We start from the raw sequence: 20,265 nt of genomic DNA on the forward strand, positions 1-20,265 counted from the left end.
CCTTTCGGTGTTTCCGACTCTATCAGATCCTTTCGGGCCTGACTCCCGGTCGAAACTCGGGTTTTGTCTTTCCGGCCGCTCGGGCCGTTCCGACGTTTCAAACTCTAGCGGATTTCCCGTCCGACTCATAATCGAGTCTTTCGCAATGGATTTCGGCAGGCCGAAATCCATCCCTGTTCGGGGAGATCGTGCTGGGTTTGATTGCCGCTGACGCGGCGGGAGTGGCTGCCGCAGAACCGTTCCGGTCCGTGACAACTTGAGGAACCTTACGAGCGGATGAAGGGCGTGTCAACTTCCCCTGGCGCAAGGCCGCCAAACATCCGCCATCCGGCCAACGGGCGGTCCTTGTCGGCCAGTCGGGCGCCGCTCGGGGCCGGTGGGGGGCTGCTCGGGGACCTCAGTCCAGGTCGGTGAGCCGGCCGCCCGCGTCGGGCTGGGTGTGTTCCACCCGGCGCAGCACCCGGATCAACAGCTCGCCGAGGACGCCGCGCTCCTCGCCGGAGAGGTCGCAGAGCAGGTCCTCTTCGAAGGCGCTGGCCATCCGCATGGCCTCCAGCCACTTCGTACGGCCCTCGTCGGTCAGCTCGACGATCACCCGGACGCGGTTGTTCTCGTCGCGGTCCCGGGTGACCAGGCCCTCGTTCGCCATGCGGTCGATGCGGTGGGTCATGGCGGCCGGGGTGAGGCCGAGGCGCTTGGCCAGCTCGCCGGGGCCCATCCGGTAGGGGCTGCCGGAGAGGACCAGGCTCTTGAGGACCTCCCACTCGGCGTTGCTGATGCCGAGGGCCGCGACCTGGCGGCCGTACGCGACGTTCATCCGGCGGTTGAGCCGGCCGAGGGCCGAGACGACCTGTTCGACCTGGGGATCGAGCTCTCCGTACTCCCGCTGGTAGGCGGCGATCTGCTCGTCGAGGGTCGGCTCCTGGACCGCTCCGGCGTCGTTCTGGCCGGTCACGGCAGGGCCCTCGGGGGTCGCGGTAGGCATACGCCGCAGTATGGCACGCCTCTCATTGGCGTTGAAGTCCTTCGGTGTGTATTGTCAAGGCTCTAACTTTACTGTTGAAGTCTTCAAGCTTCAGCCCTTCGGAGTCAACAAGGCAGGTGAGTGTGGTCAGGGAGATGGGCGCGGCGATGCGCCGGATCCAGGCAGGCAGCGCGCTGAGCGCGTTCGGACTCGGTTTCACGGTCCCGTTCCTCTATATCTATGTGGCCTACACACGTGACCTGGGGACGACCGCGGGCGGTCTTGTCATCGGTGTCTTCGCCCTGGCCGCTCTGATCGCCCTGCCGTTCGTCGGGCGGATCATCGACCTCCGCGGGCCGAAGCCCGTGGTGGTGGGTGCCTCCGTGGTGGCGGCCGTCGGTGCCGTCCTGTTCGGGCTCTCCACGAACATCGTGACCGTGATGCTGTCGGCGGCGCTGCTCGGCGCCGGTACGGCGGTGACGCAGCCCGCCCTGGCGACGATGATCGTCTGGGCCTCGGACGCCCGCGGCCGGACCCGGGCCTTCGCCTTCCAGTTCTTCCTCCAGAACATCGGGCTGGGGCTCGGCGGTCTGATCGGCGGCAATATCGTCGACAAGAGCCGGGCGAGCACCTTCACGCTGCTCTTCGGCATCGAGGCCGTGATGTTCCTGGTGCTGGCCGCGATCATCCTCTCGGTGAAGCTGGCCCGGCCGGCGCCGGTCGCCGGAGCCGCCGCCGAGGGGGCCAAGGGCAGTGGCTTCAAGGTGCTGCTGCGGGACAAGGCGATGGTGAAGCTGCTGGTCCTGGGCTTCATCCTGTTCTTCGCGGTCTACGGACAGTTCGAGTCGGGGCTCTCCGCCTACGGCACGGAGGCCGCGGGCATCGAGCCGTCGATGTTCGGTACGGCGCTGGCCGCGAACACCGCGGTGATCGGTATCGCGCAGTTCGTGATCCTGAAGTACGTCGACCGGTACAAGCGGACCCGGGTGATCGCCGCGGTGGGTCTGATCTGGGCCGTGGCCTGGGCCATCGCGGGGTACGCCGGACTCGGCGCGACCAGCCAGGCGATGGCGACGGCCGCGTTCATCTCCACCTATGCCCTCTTCGGGCTGGGTGAGGCGATGCTCGCGCCGACCGTGGCGCCGCTGGTGGTCGATCTGGCCCCGGAGTCGATGGTCGGTCAGTACAACTCGGCGTTCGCGCTGGTCAAGCAGTTGGCGCTGGCGCTGGGGCCGGCGATCGGCGGGCCCATGGGGGCCGCGCTCCACGCCCCGTACATCGTGACCTTCGTACTCTTCTCGCTGGCGGTCACGGTGCTGGCCGTGCGGCTGGGGCGGATGCTCACCCCCGTACAGAACCAGCCGATGCTCGTGGCCACGCCGTCGCGGGTGGTGGCCCGGTACGAGCCGGGGGCCGAGAAGGCCGAAGAGGTACGGACGGCGGCCTGAGGGCCGCCGTCAGGGGGCGGTCGGTGCGGGTGCCCGGAGGGCGAACTCGCACCAGACCGCCTTGCCGCCGCCGGGAGTGCGGCGGCTTCCCCAGTTGGAGGCGATGGCCGCGATGATCGAGATACCGCGGCCCGTCTCGTCCTCGGACTCCGCGCGGCGCCGCCGCGGAAGATGGTCGTCGCCGTCGGTGACCTCGATGATCAGCCGCCGGTCCGTGCGGCGCAGCCGCAGTTTCATGGGCGGGGTGCCGTGCTGGAGCGAATTGGCGACCAGTTCGCTGGTGGCCAGTACGCCCAGATCGTGCAGCTCCGGAGGGAAGCGCCAGGAGGCGAGCACCCCGGAGGCGAAGGCGCGGGCGCGCGGGGCGGCCTCGACACCGCCGAGGAGGTCGAGGGCCGCGTTGTGGAACAGCTCCGCCGAGGTGCCGGTGCGGGCGGGGTGCTGGACGAAGAGGACGGCAACGTCGTCGTCGTGGTCCGCGGTGATGCCCATGGAGCGGATGAGGCGGGCACAGACGACCTGGGGGGTGCCGGTGGCGCCGGACAGCGCGCGTTCCAGGGCGGCGACTCCTTCGTCGATGTCCTGGTCGCGGCGTTCGACGAGCCCGTCCGTATAGAGGACGGCGCCGGAGCCGGGCGGCAGTTCGATGGTGCCGGAGGAGTAGAACCAGCCGCCGGTGCCGAGCGGCGGTCCGGTGGGGTTGTCGGCGCGGTGGACCGTGCCGTCCTCGTGGCGGACGAGGATCGGCAGATGGCCCGCGGAGGCGTAGACCAGCCGTTCCTCGTTGGGGTCGTGGACGGCGTAGACGCAGGTGGCGATCTGGCTGGCGTCGATTTCGGAGGCCAGGCCGTCGAGGAGCTGGAGCACCTCGTGCGGGGGCAGGTCCAGCCGGGCGTAGGCGCGGACGGCGGTGCGCAGCTGGCCCATCACGGCGGCGGCGCGCACTCCGCGGCCCATGACATCGCCGATGACCAGGGCGGTGCGGCCGCCGCCGAGGGTGATCACGTCGTACCAGTCGCCGCCGACTGCCGCGTCCTCGCCGCCGGGCTGGTAGGTGGCGGCGACCGTGAGGTCGTCGGGCTGTTCCAGCTTCTGGGGCAGCAGGGAGCGCTGGAGGGTGACGGCGGTTTCGCGCTGGCGGCGTTCGCTGGTGCGGAGCCGTTCGGCGGCTTCGGCGTGGTCGGTGACATCGGCGGCGAAGACGACGACTCCGCCGGGGCCGGTGCGGTCCTCCCCGGCGCTCTCGTCCCCGTCCCCGGCCGGGTTCTCGCCGGCGTGCCCGGTCGCGGTCCCGCTGTCGCCGCCGGGTGCGGCGGGCCGGCCGACGGGGATGCAGGTGACCGTGTACGAACCGCCGGAGGTGATCTTGCGGGATTTGACGGTACGGGGCTTTCCGCTGCGCAGCACCTGGTCGATGAGCGGGGTGAGGCCGAGGTCTCCCAGCTCGGGGCAGGTGTCGGCGGCGGGGCTGCCGAGGGTGCGGGGGCCGAAGGCGGCGGTGTAGGCGTCGTTGACGTAGGCGACGCGGTGCTCGGGGCCGTACAGCAGGGCGACGAGTCCGGGGAGGCGGCCGAGCAGTTCCCGGACCGGGAAGTCCTCCAGGGCGGGCGGCGCGGGGTCGGCCGGCCGGCCGGGGGCACCGGCGGAGGGCGTGCCGTCGGCGCGGGCGGCCGGGACGGCGCCCTCGTCGTGCGGGCGCCGGGGGTCGCGGGCGCCGGGGGTGTCCTTGTCCCGGTCGTCCGCTCTGCTCTCGCCCCGTCGGGGCGGGCGGGGTGAGGAGGAGAGTCCGCGGTCGGTCCTGCGTGCCGCGGCGCGGCGCTGCGTCCCGGGGAGCCGTGCGCTCCATCGCGTGAAGTTCACTGACGTTCTAGCCTCAAAGATTGTCGCCAAGGGTCACGAGGGTCACTCTGTGCAGATGTGAGCCCACCTATGGTCACACGTCCAGTGTGGCCGAAGGGACCGTCCGCCGGTGTCGGCCGGATGTCGACCGGGCCGTCGGCCGGTGTCGTACGGGTGCGGTAGTGGGGCGGCGGCGCTGTGGGGCGTGGTGCGGGGGTGTCCCGTCGTACGCGGTGGGTCAGCCGTTCTTCCCGGGGTCCCGGGGGGCGGGGCCGCCGCCGGTGCCGGGGCCGTTCTCCGGGGGGCGGCCGGGGGTGGTCCCGGCGGCGAGTTCGAACTCCGCGCGGGGGTGTTCGAGGGAGCCGAGGGAGACGATCTCCCGTTTGAAGAGTCCGGCGAGGAGCCATTCGCCGAGGATGCGCGCCTTGCGGTTGAGGGTCGGCATACGGCTGAGGTGGTACACCCGGTGCATGAACCAGGCGGGGTATCCCTTCAGCTTCCGTCCGTATACATAGGCGACGCCCTTGTGCAGGCCGAGGGAGGCGACGGAGCCCACGTACTTATGGGCGTACTCCTTCGCCGGGCGGTCGTGGAGGGAGGCGGCGACGTTCTCGGCGAGGACCCTGGCCTGGCGGACCGCGTGCTGGGCATTGGGGGCGCAGAGCGCGCCGGGCTCGGCGGAGGTGATGTCGGGGACGGCCGCGGCGTCGCCGGCGGACCAGGCGCGGTCGGTGCCCTCGACCCGGAGTTCGGCGGTGCAGCGGAGCCGGCCCCGGTCGTTGAGGGGAAGGTCGGTGGCGGCGAGTACGGGGGCGGGTTTGACGCCCGCGGTCCAGACGATGGTCCTGGCCGGGAAGCGGCTGCCGTCGCTGAGGACGGCGAGCCGGTTCTCGCAGGAGTCGAGGCGGGTCTCCAGCCGTACGTCGATATTGCGGCGGCGCAGCTCCCGGATGGCGTAGCGGCCCATCTCCTCGCCGACCTCGGGGAGGATGCGGTCGCTGGCCTCGACGAGCACCCACTTCAGGTCGTCGGGCTTGATGTTGTGGTAGTAGCGGGCGGTGTAGCGGGCCATGTCCTCCAGCTCGCCGAGGGCCTCGACGCCCGCGTAGCCGCCGCCGACGAAGACGAAGGTGAGGGCGGCGGCGCGGATGGCGGGGTCGCGGGTGGAGGAGGCGATGTCCATCTGTTCGATGACGTGGTTGCGGAGGCCGATGGCCTCTTCCACGGTCTTGAAGCCGATGCCGTAGTCGGCGAGGCCGGGGACGGGCAGGGTGCGGGAGATGGAGCCCGGGGCGATCACCAGGTGGTCGTACGGGATCTCGACCGCGGCGGTGCCCTCCTCGGCGGTGGCGAGGGTGGCCACGGTGGCCGTGCGGTCGGCATGGGTGACGGCGGTGATCTCCCCGATGAGGATCGAGCACTTGTCGAGGACCCGGCGGAGCGGGACGACGACATGGCGGGGGGAGATGGAACCGGCGGCGGCTTCGGGGAGGAACGGCTGGTACGTCATATAGGGGTCGTGGGAGACGACGAGGATCTCGACGTCGCCGCGGGCCAGCTCGTGTCTGAGCCGCTTCTGGAGGTGCAGCGCCGTGTACATCCCGACATAGCCGCCGCCCGCGACGAGGACGCGGGTGCCGCGTGCCGGTCCGGTGAAGCGGTTCTTCGGCGGGGTGCCGGGGGTCTCGCCCCGGGAGTTTGCAGCCGTCACCATCCCATGAGGCAACGGGTCCCGTCGTTTGTCCACAGGCCCGGCAAATTGTGTGACCGGAGGCGGGCGGCGGCGGAGTGGCGGACGGGGCCCCGGGGGTGGGGAAGGTGCCCAGGTCAGGGGCGGCGGGCAGGGTGGTGTGAGGGGGCGCAAACGGGAGCGTTCAGGTCCTTGCTCCGATCGGGGGGCGCTCCGTGCGGAACTACCCCCTTCTGAATTGACCCGGGCTCAACTATGTTCGTACCTCGTCGGGGTGCGGGGACGCGGTACTCCGGCTGACCAAAGTGGGGAGGTCTCCGGGGGGAGACACAGTGACCGGGGGAACAGGTATGACCATTCAGGATTCGCACTGGCAGGCCGCCGTCTCACCGACCACTGAGGGGCATGGCGTGCCGGGCATACATCTGGGTACGACGGACGGGAACGGCCGTCCGGGTCCGGGCGGGACCGCCCGCTCGGCACCGCTCCGGGTCGACGCGCAGCGGAACCTCGAACATGTGCTGAGGGCCGCGCGTGAAGTCTTCGGCGAGCTGGGGTACGGCGCGCCGATGGAGGATGTGGCACGCCGGGCCCGGGTGGGTGTCGGGACGGTGTACCGCCGCTTTCCCAGCAAGGATGTGCTGGTGCGGCGGATAGCCGAGGAGGAGACCTCCCGGCTGACCGAGCAGGCGCGGACGGCGCTGGGCCAGGAGGAGGAGCCGTGGTCGGCGCTCTCCCGGTTCCTGCGGACGTCGGTGGCGTCGGGTGCGGGGCGGCTGCTGCCGCCCCAGGTGCTGCGGGTGGGGGTGGACCCTGCCGAGGAGGCGGCGGCCGCCGCCGCGGAGGGCCGGGACCAGACGCGGGTACCGCATCAGCGGGCGGTCGACGGCGGGGCGGGTGTCTCCGCCGGAGGTGATGTCCGGATCGTCGAGCAGCGTGCCACGGCAACGCTGGGGCCGGGTGCCGACGATGCCGGTGCGGCCGATCTGCTGGAGGTCGTCGGGCAGTTGGTCGACCGGGCGCGGGCGGCGGGTGAGCTGCGCGGGGACGTCACGGTGGCGGATGTGCTGCTGGTGATCGCCACGGCGGCTCCGGCGCTGCCGGACCCGGCGCAGCAGGCGGCGGCTTCGGCACGGCTGCTGGACATTCTGCTGGAGGGCCTGCGCCCGAGGTAGGCCGTCGTCGGCGGGGCCGCCGCGCTCTTCTGCCGGACCCGGTGGCGTTCGCCGGTGTCCGGGCGGGGCGTTGGTCCCGCCGGAGGCAGTGGTGGCCCGGGTGTTGTGCGTTCCTCCGCCGGATCCCGGCGGAGGAACGGTGACCCGGGGACGGTGTGCCGGGTGCCGGGGACGGTGTGCCGGGGAGGTGGTCCGGGCCGCACCGCGGGCCGGGTGGCCGATTCCGCGGGGTGCCGCGCCGGTGGTGTTCAGGGCCGGTGGTGTTCAGGGCCGGTCGCCGGGTGCCGGGGCTGTCCGTCACCGGGCCGGCCGCGGCTTTCCGCCGGCCGTATCGGTTCCGTCGGCGGTATCGGTTCCGTCGGCGCTGTCCGTTGCGGTCCGCTGCTTCTGCTGAGGGCCGCTACGCCGGTTGACGGGACCGCTCCGGACGGTCCGCGCGGCCCGCGCCCGCCGGAGGGTAGCGCACGGATTCGACCGGGCTCCCCGGATGAGTGGTTGGCGCAATCCGGCGTCCGTCGGCGCCGATCCCGTGTGGCACGCTGGCCCGGTGTTCGAGTCTGAGCGTGCTGGCGGAAGCGTCCGCGATGAACGAGGGCTTCCTCGACGGAGGCTTCCTCGATGAGCGGCGACGGGCGCGGTAATGCCCCCGGGAGCGGCGCCGAGGACGCCGAGGGCGGCGCGCTGCCCCCGCGGCCGGTGCCGGAACAGTTCCAGGGACAGGAGCAGTTCCAGGGGCAGGAGCCGGAGTCCGGCCGGGTGTCCGGGCAGCTGCCCGGACAGGCGGCGGGCGGTGCGCCGGGACAGGTCCCCGGGCAGGTCCCGGGACAGGGTGCGGAGCCGGAGCAGGCGCCGGGACAGACCCCGGGGCACGGAACGGGTCCGGTGTCGGGGCAGGTGCCCGGGCAGGGCGGGCCCGGTGGGGTGTGGTCCGGGGCTTCGTGGAGCGGCGCGGCGGCGCGGGGCGAACAGAGCACGGGCAGCGGCGGAGCCGGGCCTTCGGTACCGGCCCAGGGCACCAGCGGTGTCCGCGCCGACGATGCGGAGGACACCGGCTGGGCGGACACCGTGCCGGGCGCGGCAAGCCCCTCGGGGACCACTCGTACGGGTGGTTCGGGAGCGGGCGGTGAGAGCCATGCGGTGCCGTCGCAGCGCGAGGGCGGGGCAAGCGGTTCCGTACTGCCGCCGCCGCGGGAGACCGGGCCGTCCGACGCCGAGCTGATCGCGCGGATGCGCGGTGGTGACGACGGGGCGTACGAGGAGCTGTTCCGGCGCCATTCGGAGGCGGTGCGCCGGTATGCGCGCACCTGCTGCCGGGACTCGCACACCGCGGACGACCTCACGGCGGAGGTGTTCGCCCGGGCGCTCCAGGCGGTCCGCTCGGGTGCGGGCCCGGAGTACGCGGTGCGGGCCTATCTGATGACGACGGTCCGGCGGGTGGCCGCTACCTGGACCAGCAGCGCGAAGCGGGAACAACTCGTCGAGGACTTCGCGGTGTTCGCCGCGGAGGCGGCGCGCGGCCCCGAGGGCTCCGCGGGCCGGACGACCGAGTGGGGCGCGGATGTCCGGGCCATGCACGAGGCCGAACGTTCCCTGGCCATGCAGGCGTTCCGTTCGCTGCCGGAGCGCTGGCAGGCGGTGCTCTGGCACACCACTGTCGAGGAGGAGTCGCCGAGCGAGGTGGCCCCGCTGTTCGGGCTGACCGCGAACGCGACCGCGGTTCTCGCGAGCCGGGCCAGGGAGGGTCTCAAGCAGGCGTATCTCCAGGCCCATGTCAGTTCGGCGCTGACTTCGGGAGGGGACTGCGCGCGCTATGCCGACCGGCTGGGCGCCTATGCCCGGGGCGGGCTGCGGATGCGGGCCGAGCGGGGGCTGCGCAAGCATCTGGAGGAGTGTGCGAAGTGCCGGCTCGCGGCGGGTGAGCTGAAGCAGGTCAACTCCGGGATCCCGGCGCTGCTGCCGGTCGCGGTCATCGGCTGGTTCGCCGCGGGCTATTCGCTCAAGGCGGCGGGTGTCGTCGCCGGGGGCGCGGTCGGTGCGGCCGGGGCGGGTGCCGCGGCCGCGGCGACCGGCGCGGGTGCGGCCGGTGGAGCGGGAACCGGGGCGGGTGCCGCGGCGGGCGGGGCGGCGGCCTCGGAGGGGCTGGGCGCCCCGGCGAAGGTCGGTATCGGTGCCGCGCTCGCCGTCGCCACGGCCGCGGGTCTGGTGTGGGCGCTCGCGGGGGATCCCGCGCCCGCGAAGCCCGAGGCGAAGCCTTCGGCGCGGTCCGTCACCCCGGTGCCGCAGGACCCCAAGCCGCCCGCCCCGAAGCCGGTGCCCAGGCCGAAGCCGAAGCCGCCGGTCCCGGAGCCCGAGCGGCCCGCGCCGAAGCCGGTGGTGAAGCCGAAGCCCGCGCCCGCTCCGTCGAAGGCGCGCCCCCGGCCGGTGCCGAAGCCACCGGCCCCCACTCCGCCGAAACCGAAGCCGACCCCGCCGAAGCCGAGCCCCAGGCCGACGCCCAAACCCCCGGCCGTACCGCGGGACTACCAGCTGAACCGGCTCCCGTACAACGTCTTCGGCGACCGCACCGGGCCCGAGGTCTCGATCAGCGAGAGCAGTTGGCTCTGGCAGCGGTGGGGGCTGCGGATCGACGGCGAGGAGTACGCGCACGGGGTCACCGTCCGGTCGCGTTCCAGTGTGACGATCAACCTCAACAGGCCGTGCACCTCGTACTCGGCGAAGGCCGGGGTGGACGATCTGAGCCTGGGCCGCGGCGCGATGACGTTCTCCGTCTACGCCGACGGGGTCCTGCTGTGGCGTTCGGAGGTAGTACGCGGCCATGAGCCGGCGGTCCCGGTGCAGGTCCCGCTGACGGGGCGGAAGACGCTCCGTCTGGTCGTCGAACCGAACTCCAAGTGGGACGGGGCGGCGCTGGGCAGCTGGGCGGCGTCGAAGATCGTGTGCCGGTAGCCGCCCGGTTCGGGAGGGATGTCTCTCCCCGGGGACGAGCCCCGGAGAGAAAGACACCCTGCTGTCCGGCGGGCGCGGCCGGGTGCGTTCCCGGCCGCGCCGTGCACACCCTGCCCCTGGTACGGACTACGCGGCGGCCACCGGCCGGTAGGTGCATACATGCACACCCGTACTGCTGACCACGGTCGAGACCAGCTCCAGCGTGCGCAGTCCGCCGTCGTCGGGGTAGATCGTCTTTCCGCCGCCGAGAAGCACCGGCATGATCATGAGCCGCAGCTCGTCGACCAGCCCCTCGGCCAGCAGGGTGCGGGCGAGCGAGAGGCTGCCCATCACCACCAGGTCCCGGCCCTCGGTTTCCCGCAGCTTCCGGATTCCGGCCAGCGCCTCGTCCCCCGGGATGAGGGTGGTGTTGTTCCAGGTCAGATCGGATTCGCCCAGCGTGCCGGAGACGACATGCTTGGGGACCGAGTTCATATGGTCGGCGAAAGGGTCACCCGCCCGCCCGGGCCACGCCGCGGCCATGACCTCCCAGGTGCGCCGCCCGAACAGCAGGGCTTCGGTGTTGGCGGCCCACTCGGCGAGGGCGCCGCCCATCACCTGCGGGTCGAAGAACGGGTGGGTCCAGCCACCGTGGGCGAACCCGCCGTCGGTGTCCTCGCCGGGGCTGCCCGGCGCCTGCATCACGCCGTCCAGACTGACGAATTCACCCAGCACAATACGCATCGAACCGTCTCTCTTCCTTGCTCAGTTGCTTACTGCTCAGGGGGCGGGCGGCCCCGGGCTTCTTCTGTGGGGCTCACCCCTGCGTCGATCCGCCGATGCGACAGGGAATGCGGGAACTGCTCTCATGCCGCCCGTGCCGCCCGTCGGGCCGGCGCGCTCCGGTGCCGTCCCCCGGCCCGGGCTCACCAGGGGACAGGGGGGTCAGAGGGAGCGGGCGGTGATGTCGCCGTGCGAGGTGGTGGCGCGGATGTCGAGGCCGGCCGTGCCGTCGTTCCTGAGGGCGTTGCCGACCCGGCCGTGGGCGGCGTCGGCGTCGGCGTCCAGGACGGCGGAGACCCCGGCGGGGGTGTCGAACTTCTGCATGGTGCTCTCCCTGGCGCCCGCGGTCCACCGTTTCGGAACAATGGAAACGCTACGTTGCTTTCCTGATACCGGCAATGGAATCGCCGTCCAAGAATGCCATACATGCAGGTGAAGGCAGGTTAATCAGTGCAACGCCCTCTCGGTTAATGCAACGAAAGAGAGGGTGGTCGTTGCAATAGAATGCGGCTGAACGCTACGATCGGGGCGTGGGGGAACACCGCGCAGCGCCATGGAGCACCCGTGGCGCACGAAAGGGGCTGTCATGCCGGGAGGCAGACTCACCCAGCAGGAACGCCAGCAGATCGCAGGCGGGCTGGCCGATGGACTGGCGTACGCCGAGATCGCCCGGCGCCTCGGCCGTCCGACCTCCACCGTCACACGTGAGGTGACGCGGAACGGCGGCCCCGCGGCCTACCGCGCCGACCTGGCCCAGCGCGCCGCCCAGCGCCGTACCCACCCGCGCGGCGGGGCCGTGCCCCGGAGCCCGCAGGCGGTCCCGCAGCCCTACGGGCGCGCCGCCGAGGCCGTAACCGGCTATCAGGAGACCCTTACCACCGTCCTGATGACCTCGGGCCTGCCCAGGATGATGGCCCGGGTGCTGAGCCTTCTCTTCACCACCGACAGCGGCAGCCTCACCGCCGCCGAACTCGCCCGGCACCTCCAGGTCAGCCCGGCGTCCGTCTCCAAGGCGATCACATTCCTGGAGAGCCAGGACCTGGTCCGCCGGGAGCGGGACGAAGGACGCCGCGAGCGGTATGTCGTCGACGACGAGCTCTGGTACCAGTCGATGCGCCGCAGCGCCCGGGCCAACGATCAGTTCATCGAGACCGCACGGCAGGGCGCCGGTGTCCTCGGCCGCGGCACCCCGGCCGCGAACCGCCTCGAAAACGCCGCCTGCTTCCTCGACTTCGTCAGCGAAGGGCTCGTACAGGCCGCGGAGCAGGCCCGCGAAGTCCTCCACACCGGCACCGGAACACCTCCGCACTCCTCCGCCGGGCCCGACGGGCTCCACCGGAAGTGACCCGCGGGTTCCACCGGATCAGGCCGGCCCGGCACGTTCCAGGTTGCACGTTTCAGGTTGCATGCTCCGAGTTCCGGAAGAGACGGCTCAGCGCGGTCCGACCAGGCCGTAGTCGTAGGCCCGGATAACCAGTTGGACGCGGTCGCGGGCCGGGAGTTTCGCCAGCAGGCGGCCGACATGCGCCTTCACCGTCGCCGGGGTGATGAACAGTTCCGCCGCGATCTCCGCGTTCGACAGTCCGCGGCCCACCAGGACCAGCACCTCCCGTTCCCGCTCGGTGACGCCGGGCAGGGGGACGACCGGTGTACCGCCGGAGGCCGTTGCGGCTGCCGTCGCGGGTGCGGGGCGGGCGGCGAACTCCTCGATCAGCCGTCTGGTGACGCTCGGCGCAATCAGGGCGTCGCCCGCGGCCACCACCCGGATCGCGGCGAGGATCTCGTCCATGTCCATGTCCTTGACGAGGAAGCCGCTGGCGCCCGCACGCAGCGCGCCGTACACGTACTCGTCGTCGTCGAAGGTGGTGAGGGTGAGGACCCGGGTGGCGGCGGTCGCCGGGTCGCCCGTGATCAGGGCGGTCGCGTCGATGCCGTTCGTCCCGGGCATCCGGATGTCCATCACGACCACATCGGGCCGGAGCCGGGCCGTGAGCCGGACGGCTTCGTCCCCGTCGCCCGCCTCGCCCACGATCTCCAGGTCGTCGTGGTCGGCGATCAGGACCCGCAGCCCGGCGCGGACCAGGGGCTGGTCGTCGGCGAGAAGCACCCGTACCGGTGGCGCGGCGCTCATGGCCGGGCCGCCGGGACGGGCAGGGCGGCGGTGACCCGGAAGCCGCCCCCGGGGCGGGGCCCGGCGATGAACCGGCCGTCGAGCAGCACGGCCCGTTCCCGCATGCCCGTCAGGCCGTAGCCGGATCCGGATCCGTAGCTGGTGCCGGTGCCGGTGCCGGATCCGTGCGCCGGGCCGGTGCCCGCCGTACCCCGGCCGTCGTCGGTGATCTCCACGACGAGTTCGTCCGCCCGGTAGTCGAGGACGACGCGGCACCGGTCGGTGCCCGCGTGGCGCACCACGTTGGTGATCGCCTCCTGGACGATGCGGTACGCGGAGAGTTCGACGTCCGCCGGGAGGTCCCGGTACTCGCCGCGCCGGTCGAGGTCGACCCGTACCCCGCCGTCGCGGGCGGTCCCGGCCAGCCGCTCCAGATCGCCGAGCCCGGGCGCGGTGGTCAGCGGTACGCCCTCCGGTCCGGCCCGGCGCAGTGCGCCCAGCATGCGCCGGAGCCCGGCGAGGGTGTCGCGGCTGGTGGTCTCGATGACGGCGAGGGAGTTGCGGGCCTCCTCGGGCTGGGTGTCGATGACCCGGCGTCCGGTGCCCGCCTGGATGGCGATGATCCCGATGCTGTGGGCGACCATGTCGTGCAGTTCGCGGGCGATGCGCAGCCGCTCCGCCATGACCGCCCGTTCCGCGGCTCCCGCGCGTACGGTCTCGGCGTGGTCGTGCCGCTGGCGCACCAGACGCCCCGCCGTCCAGGCGAGCACCACGACCAGGCCGAGGAAGACGCTGTTGGCGAGGAGGACTTCGGAACCGGTACGCAGCCGGGCCAGCCCGGCGAGCTGGACGCCGAAGGCGAGGGCCGCGGCGGCCGCGGCGGTGCGATGGGACCGGCGCGCCGCGATCAGGGCGACCGCGGTATCGGCCAGCAGCGCCTGGAGATAGCCGAACTGCCCGGCCGCTACGGTCCCGGGGGCGGCCCAGAGCGGCTGGTTGCGGTCCGCCGTGAGCAGGGCGGCGTACGAACCGGCCAGCATCAGCGCCAGCGCGGCCAGCGGGTTCCGGCGCAGCAGCGGGTACGGCAGCACCGCGAGAAGCAGCGGCGGCAGGAGCCGGGTGCCGGTGAGTTCCGGTTCGCCGCGGACGGCGAAGAGGAGGAGTACGGGGTACGCCAGGGCTCCGGCCCAGCTCAGGACGGTCGCCGCGGCCGGTCCCGGCGGTCCGGGGCGCCCCCGCGGGTCCGTGGGGTCCGGTGGTGTGGCGGTCATGCCGGGATCATAGGGACGGCACGGGGCCGGGGGCATCGGGCCGCGGGCGTACGCCCCCGGGCTACCGTCCGCTCCCCCGGATGTGGTCCGCGGGCCGATGCCGGGCGGGCCCGGCGCGGGCGACGGTGGGCGGGTGATAGAAGCCAGGGAACTGACGAAACGCTATGGGACGGTGACCGCCGTCGACGGTCTGAGCTTCACCGTCCGGCCGGGTGTGGTCACCGGCTTCCTCGGGCCGAACGGCGCGGGCAAGTCCACCACTCTGCGGATGATCCTCGGGCTGAACGGCCCGACTGCCGGGACCGTCACCGTCGACGGCCGTCCGTTCGGGGACCGGCCGCGCGGGCTGCGGTCCGCGGGAGCCCTGCTGGACGCCCACGATGTGCACGGCGGCCGGAGTGCGCGGGCGCATCTGACGGCGCTGGCGCTGAGCAACGGGCTGCCCGCGCGCCGGGCGGCCGAGGTGCTGGAGGAGGTGGGGCTGGCGGCCGCGGCCGGCCGCCGGATCGGCCGGTTCTCGCTGGGGATGAAGCAGCGGCTCGGGATCGCGGGCGCGCTGCTCGGCGATCCGCCCGTACTCCTCTTCGACGAACCGCTCAACGGGCTGGACCCGGACGGGGTGCTGTGGGTGCGTGGCCTGTTCCGGCGGCTGGCCGGTGAGGGGCGGACGGTCTTCGTCTCCAGCCATCTGATGCGCGAGATGGAGCAGACGGCGGACCGGCTGGTGGTCATCGGGCGGGTCCGGGCCGGGGTCCGCCGGGGCGGTGCTGGAGTCCGCCGTCGCGGCGGAGGGCGCGGAGTTCACCCGTGAGGGGGACGGCCGGTACACGGTGACGGGCCTGGAACCGCGCCGGATCGCGGAGCTGGCGCGGCGGAACGGGGTGCTGCTGGAGGAGCTGACGCCGGTTTCGGCGTCGCTGGAGGAGGCGTTCATGGAACTCACGGCAGGGGAGACCGAGTACGGGACGGGCCCGCGGGCGGCGGGCGCGGCCGGGGCGGACCGGGCGGGGGACGTGCGATGACGGCGGTGGGCGGGGGCGCGGCGGGGGCGCCGGGCGGCGGACCGGCCGGGGGGTACGGCGCCCGGCGCGGGGAAGGGCCGTGCCGGGGGCGGGAGACGGCCCCGGCGGCTGGCGGGAAGCGGACACCGGGGCGCGGCGGCCGGCGGGAGGCCCCGGCGCCGGTAGGGGAGGTGCCCGGTGGCCCCGGGTGGCGGCCGGCCGTTCCGGAGCGGGCCCGGTTCCGTCATCCGCTCGCCGCCGAATGGGTCAAGCTCCGGTCGCTGCGGTCCACGTACGCCGTGCTGGCGGGCGGGGCGCTGACGGTCACCGGCATCAACGTCAACTCGGCGTGGAGCAACGCGGACCGGCTGGACCGCCATCCCGAGACCCCGCCGGGGAACCCGGTCGACGCGGCGTTCCTGTTCGATCCGCTGGCGGCGGCTTTCACCGACCCCGCCTGGCAGTTGTTCATGGTGATCGCCGCGGCGTTCGGGGCGGCGGTGGTCTTCGGGGAGTACGGCAGCGGGCTGATCCGTACGACCTTGACGGCCGTACCGGCGCGGCGGTCGGTGGCGGCGGCCAAGCTCACGGTGGTGACGGGGGTGGCGCTCGGCTACGGCGTACTGGTGGCGGGCGCCTCGTTCGGGGTGACCCAGGCGGTCCTCCGGGACCACCACGGCATGTCGCTCGGCGATCCCGGCGCGCTGCGGGCGGTGGTGGCGTCGGCGCTGCTGGCGCCGGTCTGCGCGCTGGTGGGCATGGCGCTGGCCGCGGTGGTGCGGCATCCGGCGGGCAGTGTGGGGGCGGTCGTCGGGGTGCTCGTCCTGCTGCCCGGCCTCTTCAACGGGGATACGTACCGCTGGGTGCGGGAGATCGGCAACGCGATGCCGGTGAGCGCGTGGCGGGAGCTGGTGAAGAACCCCGAGCGGGCGATCGGGACGGCGAAGTACCCGGTGACGCACGGGGAGGCGTGGCTGACGTTCGGGGGCTGGGCGCTGGTGGCGGCGGTGCTGGTGGTGGTGCTGATGGAGCGGCGGGACGTCTGAGGGTGTGGGGCGGGGGCGGGCCGGGGCGCGGCCCGTCCCGCGGCGGGGTACGCGGCCGGGGTCGCGAGCGGCCGGTGCGGTGAGGTGCGCGGCGGCCGGCCCCGCGGTGGGAGGTACGGGGTCGGCGCGCCGGGCATCGGCGTGCGGGGACCGTGCGCGGGGATCAGTGCGCGGGGACCGGTGCGCGGGATCAGTGCGCGCGGTTCAGCGTGCCGCGCCCCCGTGCAGGGACGGCCGCGGCGGTACCCCGGCCGAGACCGCGCGGGAGCGGGGAGCCGCCGAGCCGGTCCAGCAGGTGCCGCGGCGCGACAGCAGCCGCCGCAGCCACAGTTCGGTCGAGACCAGGTCCGCCAGCCCGTCCAGGGGGACCGGTTCGCCGTCCGCCGCGCCCCGCAGCGCCTTGCGGACGACCCGGGCGTCGATGAGGCCCGCGTCGGCGAGGAGCGGCGCGTCGAAGAGGGCGAGGAGCGCGGGGAGGGCGGCCCGCAGGCCCTTGTGGGCGGTGACGGTCTGCGGGGTGAGGGGTGCGGCGCCCCAGCCGGGCGGCAGTTCGTGGACCCCGGCGCCCGCCAGCACCGTACGGAGGATGTCGGCACGGGCCCCGGGCCGTACCCGCAGGGACTCCGGGAGGTCGCGGCAGGCGCGGACGACCTGGTTGTCGAGGAACGGCGCATGGACCCGCTGGCTGCGCACCTCCGCGGCCTGTTCGAGGATCCGCTGGTCGAAGGCGTGCCGGGCGAGGGCGGCCCGGGCCCGGGCCTCCCCGGGCCGCTGGACGGGCACCGCGCGGGTGGCGATCCCGGTGAGCCGTACGGCGACGTCCGCGAGCGCCTCGCCGGTGAGCCAGCGGGCGGCCGGTCCCGGCCGGGACCAGGTGAGGGCGGCGAGGGAGGCGTCGAGCGGCCCGAAGTCGGCGCCCCTGGTGCCGCGGTTGGCCCGGAGCAGGGTGTCGGCGGCGGTCTCCAGTCCGGCCCGGTACGGCGTACGGGCGAGGCGGCGCGCGGCGCGGTAGACGGTGAGGGGTGCCAGCAGGGACTGCGTGGACGGCCCTTCGGCGCGGGCGAGCGCGGTCACCGGCCGCAGGAGGTGGCGCCGTCTCCGGTCGATGAGGAGGTCGGCGAGCCGGGCCGGGTGGGCGTCGAGCACTTGGCGGGCGCCCGCGCCGGTGATGTGGTCGGCGCTGCCGGACGCGAGGCGCACCCGGTGGCGTTCGGCGGTGACGAGGCTGGGCGCGGGTTCGTCGGTGAGGGGCCCGTTCTCCAGCCCGGCGTACGGGAGTCCCTCCTCCCCGGCGGTGACGACGAGATGGTGCAGCCGGGGGTCGGCGGCAAGGGCGCGGGCGCGTTCCAGTTCGGGTTCGAGGCCGGGTTCGGTGAGGTCGTTGAAGGTGACGGCGAGGAGGCGTTCGCCCGCTCCGGTGGCGCCGGTGCCCGCCAGGGTGCCGGGGCGGCCGGGGAGCCCGGCGGCGAGCAGCGCCAGGGTCGCCGACGCGCTGCCGCCGGAGAGGTCCGCGCCGATCCCGGGGACGGGCGCGCCGCGCCGGGCGCGCCGGTCCGCGGGGCCCATGCCGGGGACGGGACCGGGGTCCGGCGGAGTGGCATGCGGGGCGTGGCGGGGGGCGGTGAGCCGGGCGCGTACGGCGTCGACGAGGGCGTCGCGGACTCCGTCGACGGCCTGGTCGGCGGCCATCTGGGGGCCGGAGACGGCGAGGGAGGCGACGGGTTCGTAGCCGGTGATCTCGCGGGAGCCCTCCCGGAGGATCAGCGCATGGCCCGGCGGGATGCGCTTGACGCCGTCGTACGGGGTGGCGTCGCGCAGGGCCTCCGGGGTCTCGGGGCAGGCCAGCAGGGCGGCGAGATAGCCGATGTCGAGCTGGGCCTCGATGAGGTCGGCGAGGGGGAGGGCGGCGGTGGCGTACGCGGTGCCGTTGGCCCACGGGGTGTGGAAGACCGGCCGGGCGCCCGCGAGATCGCCGATGACGGTGATCCGGCGGCCCGACTGGACCACGACGGTGTAGGAGCCGGGCCAGGTCGTGAGGTGGCGCAGGGCGCCGCCGCGGGCGGAGAGCAGTCCGGTGCGGAGTTCGGCGTCGGACGCGGCGCAGCAGCCGAGGACGGCCATCCTGGTGAACTCGTCCGCGGTGATCACCCGGACCTCGTCGGGGCGCCAGTCGCCGACGGCCCAGAGGGGATCGGGATCGCCCCACAGGAGTTGGGAGCCGACGGGGTGGACCGTGCGTCCGTCGTCGGCGGCGCCGACGGCTCCGGCCGTACCGAAGTTCGCGGCGATACTGCTCCAGCCCACCAACCACCGCATCGCCGTCTTCGCCTCCACAGGCTGTGGACAACCGGGCCGGGGCCCGGGCCGTTCGGGAACATGCTGCCACGAAGGAGACGCGGCGGACGGGCCCCGGGTCGCACGAGCAAAAAGTGAAAGAGCCGCCCGGGGGCCTGATATGGCGGGGCGTCATGGCCCGTCCGCAAGGCCGCGTCAGCCGCATAAAGGGTGAAAGTCCACGAGAAGGACAGTCGACATTCAGCCATTCTCATGACATCGGTGGAAGCGGCGGGCGGGCACGGAGAGCTTCCGGACCGGTGGCTGTCAGTCCGCTTTTCCCGGCTCCCCCGCCGGGTTTTTCCGCGGGCCGTCGCCCCCGGCGGCCCGTCCCGGACCCGTCCGGCACCCGTCCGGGCTCCTCCCCGGTCCCCGCGCGGGTCCCTCCGCCGACCCTCCGCCGGCCCTCCCGCCGGTCTCTCTCCATGCTCTCCCCGGGGCCTCCTCCCGGCTGCCGCTCCGGGGCTTTCGCCGGGCCCTTCGCCGGGCCCTTCGCCGGGTGTCCGCCGGGTATCCGCCGGGCCGGGCCCGGGATACCCGAGGGCGGGAGGCCGGTGCGGAGGGGGAGGCTCCGGGTCCGGTGCGGGGCGCGCAGGGCAGGGGCGCAGGGCGGTGCGGACAGGGGCCGGCCCGTGGTGCGGTTCGTGGTGCTGCCCGTGGCCCGGGGGCCGCGAACGGCGGTGTCGGCAGCGGCGGTACGGGGCGCGGGGCCGGTGCGGTGACCGGGGCAATCCGTGGTCCGCGCGGTGGAACCGGAGCGTCCGCGCCGGAACCGGAACCTCCGGCGCGGGCAGGCGGGCAGGCGGGCAGGCACGGGGCTGCGGGTCGCGGAGCTGCGGGTCACGGGTCACGGAGCCGCCGGGGAGCGGGACGGTTCGGGGACCGGCCGCGTCCGCAGGCGTACGGCGCGCGGCCGCCACCGGGCCCGACCCCTGCGGCCGGCCCCCCGTAACACCCGTCGCTACGGGCGGCCGGGCGGAAGCGGGCCCGGATACGACAGTCCGGGAGGCGCCACACGCCTCCCGGACCGTCCGCCGCCCGCGGGGATTGAAGGCGGCGGTGTCCCCCAGCCCGCTGGTTCCACTACGCAGCGGGCCGACCCACGCGGTTCTCATGGAAAACCTCGGGGGAACCCCCGGCCAGAGCGCACGGGCGGGCGCACGGCCACACGCCCGGAGCACGCCGGAAGGCCCTGCGCCCCGGCGCGGACCACCCGCCCCGCCACCCCGGCAACGGGGAGCACAACGGGGGTACGTGCCCCTCGGCCTCCCCGGTGCACGCCCGGGGGCGGGCGGGCCGGGGCCTCGCGCGGGGCGCGTTCCGGACGCGCCCGGAGGGCGCTCCGGGGAGCGTGCCGGGGTGGTGCGGGGGACGGGCCCGGATATGCGCCGCGGAGTGACCGGAGGCTCCGTGACCGCTGCCGGGAAGCGGCGGGTCCGCGGGCCGTCCGGCGATTCGGGCGCGGGCCGCCGGTACTCCCGGACCGGTCCGGAAACCGGCCCGGCGACGGGACCGCCGGGGAACCGTACGGACCGCGCCCCGCCGGGTGCGGACAGTGGTCCGGGCGCCGTCCAGGGATGGTTCGGCGGCACACGGCCGGGTTCCGGCTGCCGGGCCGGCCGACGGCGGCGGCGGGGACCCGTCGGCGGTGGCGCGTTCACAGTGCGTCCACAGCGCGC

General features: G+C 74.0%; 13 protein-coding genes and 1 pseudogene. 6 read left to right on the forward strand and 8 right to left on the reverse strand.

Features of this window, described 5'->3' with window-relative positions; genetic code table 11:
* Window positions 1-397 precede the first annotated feature (397 nt).
* Window positions 398-985 (reverse strand): MarR family winged helix-turn-helix transcriptional regulator, encoded by a 588-nt coding sequence (locus ACWDR0_RS28605; protein WP_456354681.1) that lies wholly within the window; start codon window positions 983-985, stop codon window positions 398-400.
* Window positions 986-1,119: 134 nt separating this feature from the next.
* Between ACWDR0_RS28605 and ACWDR0_RS28610 the strand changes: the two genes are divergently transcribed.
* Window positions 1,120-2,412, forward strand: a complete 1,293-nt coding sequence (locus ACWDR0_RS28610) for an MFS transporter (RefSeq protein ID WP_456354698.1) — start codon at window positions 1,120-1,122, stop codon at window positions 2,410-2,412.
* Between the two features lie 9 nt (window positions 2,413-2,421).
* Here the strand turns inward: ACWDR0_RS28610 and ACWDR0_RS28615 are convergent, their stop codons facing one another.
* Together ACWDR0_RS28615 and ACWDR0_RS28620 are read right to left on the reverse strand one after the other, a co-directional pair.
* Window positions 2,422-4,272, reverse strand: a complete 1,851-nt coding sequence (locus tag ACWDR0_RS28615) for an ATP-binding SpoIIE family protein phosphatase (protein ID WP_456354682.1) — start codon at window positions 4,270-4,272, stop codon at window positions 2,422-2,424.
* Window positions 4,273-4,489: 217 nt separating this feature from the next.
* Window positions 4,490-5,965 (reverse strand): NAD(P)/FAD-dependent oxidoreductase, encoded by a 1,476-nt coding sequence (locus ACWDR0_RS28620; protein WP_456354683.1) that lies wholly within the window; start codon window positions 5,963-5,965, stop codon window positions 4,490-4,492.
* Window positions 5,966-6,291: 326 nt separating this feature from the next.
* Between ACWDR0_RS28620 and ACWDR0_RS28625 the strand changes: the two genes are divergently transcribed.
* On the forward strand, window positions 6,292-7,116 hold the full coding sequence (locus ACWDR0_RS28625) for a TetR/AcrR family transcriptional regulator (protein ID WP_456354684.1): 825 nt from the start codon (window positions 6,292-6,294) through the stop codon (window positions 7,114-7,116).
* A gap of 618 nt (window positions 7,117-7,734) precedes the next feature.
* Window positions 7,735-10,062, forward strand: a complete 2,328-nt coding sequence (locus ACWDR0_RS28630; protein WP_456354685.1) for a sigma-70 family RNA polymerase sigma factor — start codon at window positions 7,735-7,737, stop codon at window positions 10,060-10,062.
* 126 nt (window positions 10,063-10,188) lie between these two features.
* Here ACWDR0_RS28630 and ACWDR0_RS28635 read toward each other — a convergent pair whose 3' ends face one another.
* A complete protein-coding gene (locus ACWDR0_RS28635) occupies window positions 10,189-10,785 on the reverse strand; it encodes a dihydrofolate reductase family protein (RefSeq protein ID WP_456354686.1) in 597 nt (198 codons plus the stop codon).
* Window positions 10,786-10,986: 201 nt separating this feature from the next.
* Window positions 10,987-11,148, reverse strand: coding sequence for a hypothetical protein (locus tag ACWDR0_RS28640; protein ID WP_456354699.1), 162 nt, complete (start codon window positions 11,146-11,148; stop codon window positions 10,987-10,989).
* Between the two features lie 262 nt (window positions 11,149-11,410).
* Between ACWDR0_RS28640 and ACWDR0_RS28645 the strand changes: the two genes are divergently transcribed.
* Complete coding sequence (locus ACWDR0_RS28645) at window positions 11,411-12,169, forward strand: helix-turn-helix domain-containing protein (protein WP_456354687.1); 759 nt, start codon at window positions 11,411-11,413, stop codon at window positions 12,167-12,169.
* 87 nt (window positions 12,170-12,256) lie between these two features.
* On the opposite strand, the gene ACWDR0_RS28650 is transcribed toward ACWDR0_RS28645, so the two are convergent.
* Both ACWDR0_RS28650 and ACWDR0_RS28655 read right to left on the reverse strand, forming a co-directional pair.
* Entirely contained in the window at window positions 12,257-12,955 is a 699-nt protein-coding gene (locus tag ACWDR0_RS28650) for a response regulator (RefSeq protein ID WP_456354688.1), read from the reverse strand.
* Window positions 12,952-14,205: a sensor histidine kinase gene (locus ACWDR0_RS28655; protein WP_456354689.1), complete on the reverse strand. Its 1,254-nt coding sequence runs from the start codon at window positions 14,203-14,205 to the stop codon at window positions 12,952-12,954. Before ACWDR0_RS28655 ends, ACWDR0_RS28650 begins: the two co-directional genes overlap by 4 nt.
* Before the next feature lie 133 nt (window positions 14,206-14,338).
* On the opposite strand from ACWDR0_RS28655, the pseudogene ACWDR0_RS28660 reads away from it, so the two are divergent.
* A pseudogene (locus ACWDR0_RS28660) lies at window positions 14,339-15,227 on the forward strand (ATP-binding cassette domain-containing protein).
* 170 nt (window positions 15,228-15,397) lie between these two features.
* The gene (locus ACWDR0_RS28665; RefSeq protein WP_456354690.1) at window positions 15,398-16,252 is read left to right on the forward strand and encodes an ABC transporter permease; all 855 of its coding nucleotides are present in this window, start codon (window positions 15,398-15,400) and stop codon (window positions 16,250-16,252) included.
* 204 nt (window positions 16,253-16,456) lie between these two features.
* Here the strand turns inward: ACWDR0_RS28665 and ACWDR0_RS28670 are convergent, their stop codons facing one another.
* Entirely contained in the window at window positions 16,457-18,568 is a 2,112-nt protein-coding gene (locus tag ACWDR0_RS28670) for an asparagine synthase-related protein (RefSeq protein ID WP_456354691.1), read from the reverse strand.
* Window positions 18,569-20,265: the final 1,697 nt, after the last annotated feature.

The sequence above is a fragment of the Streptomyces sp. NPDC003691 genome (assembly GCF_053981115.1).

Excerpts from the sequence above, each read along its gene's own strand:
- ACWDR0_RS28645 (WP_456354687.1), top strand. The coding sequence starts at position 11,411 with ATGCCGGGAGGCAGACTCACCCAGCAGGAACGCCAGCAGATCGCAGGC.
- ACWDR0_RS28655 (WP_456354689.1), bottom strand. The coding sequence starts at position 14,205 with ATGACCGCCACACCACCGGACCCCACGGACCCGCGGGGGCGCCCCGGA.
- ACWDR0_RS28650 (WP_456354688.1), bottom strand. The coding sequence starts at position 12,955 with ATGAGCGCCGCGCCACCGGTACGGGTGCTTCTCGCCGACGACCAGCCC.
- ACWDR0_RS28640 (WP_456354699.1), bottom strand. The coding sequence starts at position 11,148 with ATGCAGAAGTTCGACACCCCCGCCGGGGTCTCCGCCGTCCTGGACGCC.
- ACWDR0_RS28635 (WP_456354686.1), bottom strand. The coding sequence starts at position 10,785 with ATGCGTATTGTGCTGGGTGAATTCGTCAGTCTGGACGGCGTGATGCAG.
- ACWDR0_RS28625 (WP_456354684.1), top strand. The coding sequence starts at position 6,292 with ATGACCATTCAGGATTCGCACTGGCAGGCCGCCGTCTCACCGACCACT.
- ACWDR0_RS28630 (WP_456354685.1), top strand. The coding sequence starts at position 7,735 with ATGAGCGGCGACGGGCGCGGTAATGCCCCCGGGAGCGGCGCCGAGGAC.
- ACWDR0_RS28610 (WP_456354698.1), top strand. The coding sequence starts at position 1,120 with ATGGGCGCGGCGATGCGCCGGATCCAGGCAGGCAGCGCGCTGAGCGCG.
- ACWDR0_RS28670 (WP_456354691.1), bottom strand. The coding sequence starts at position 18,568 with ATGCGGTGGTTGGTGGGCTGGAGCAGTATCGCCGCGAACTTCGGTACG.
- ACWDR0_RS28605 (WP_456354681.1), bottom strand. The coding sequence starts at position 985 with ATGCCTACCGCGACCCCCGAGGGCCCTGCCGTGACCGGCCAGAACGAC.
- ACWDR0_RS28620 (WP_456354683.1), bottom strand. The coding sequence starts at position 5,965 with ATGGTGACGGCTGCAAACTCCCGGGGCGAGACCCCCGGCACCCCGCCG.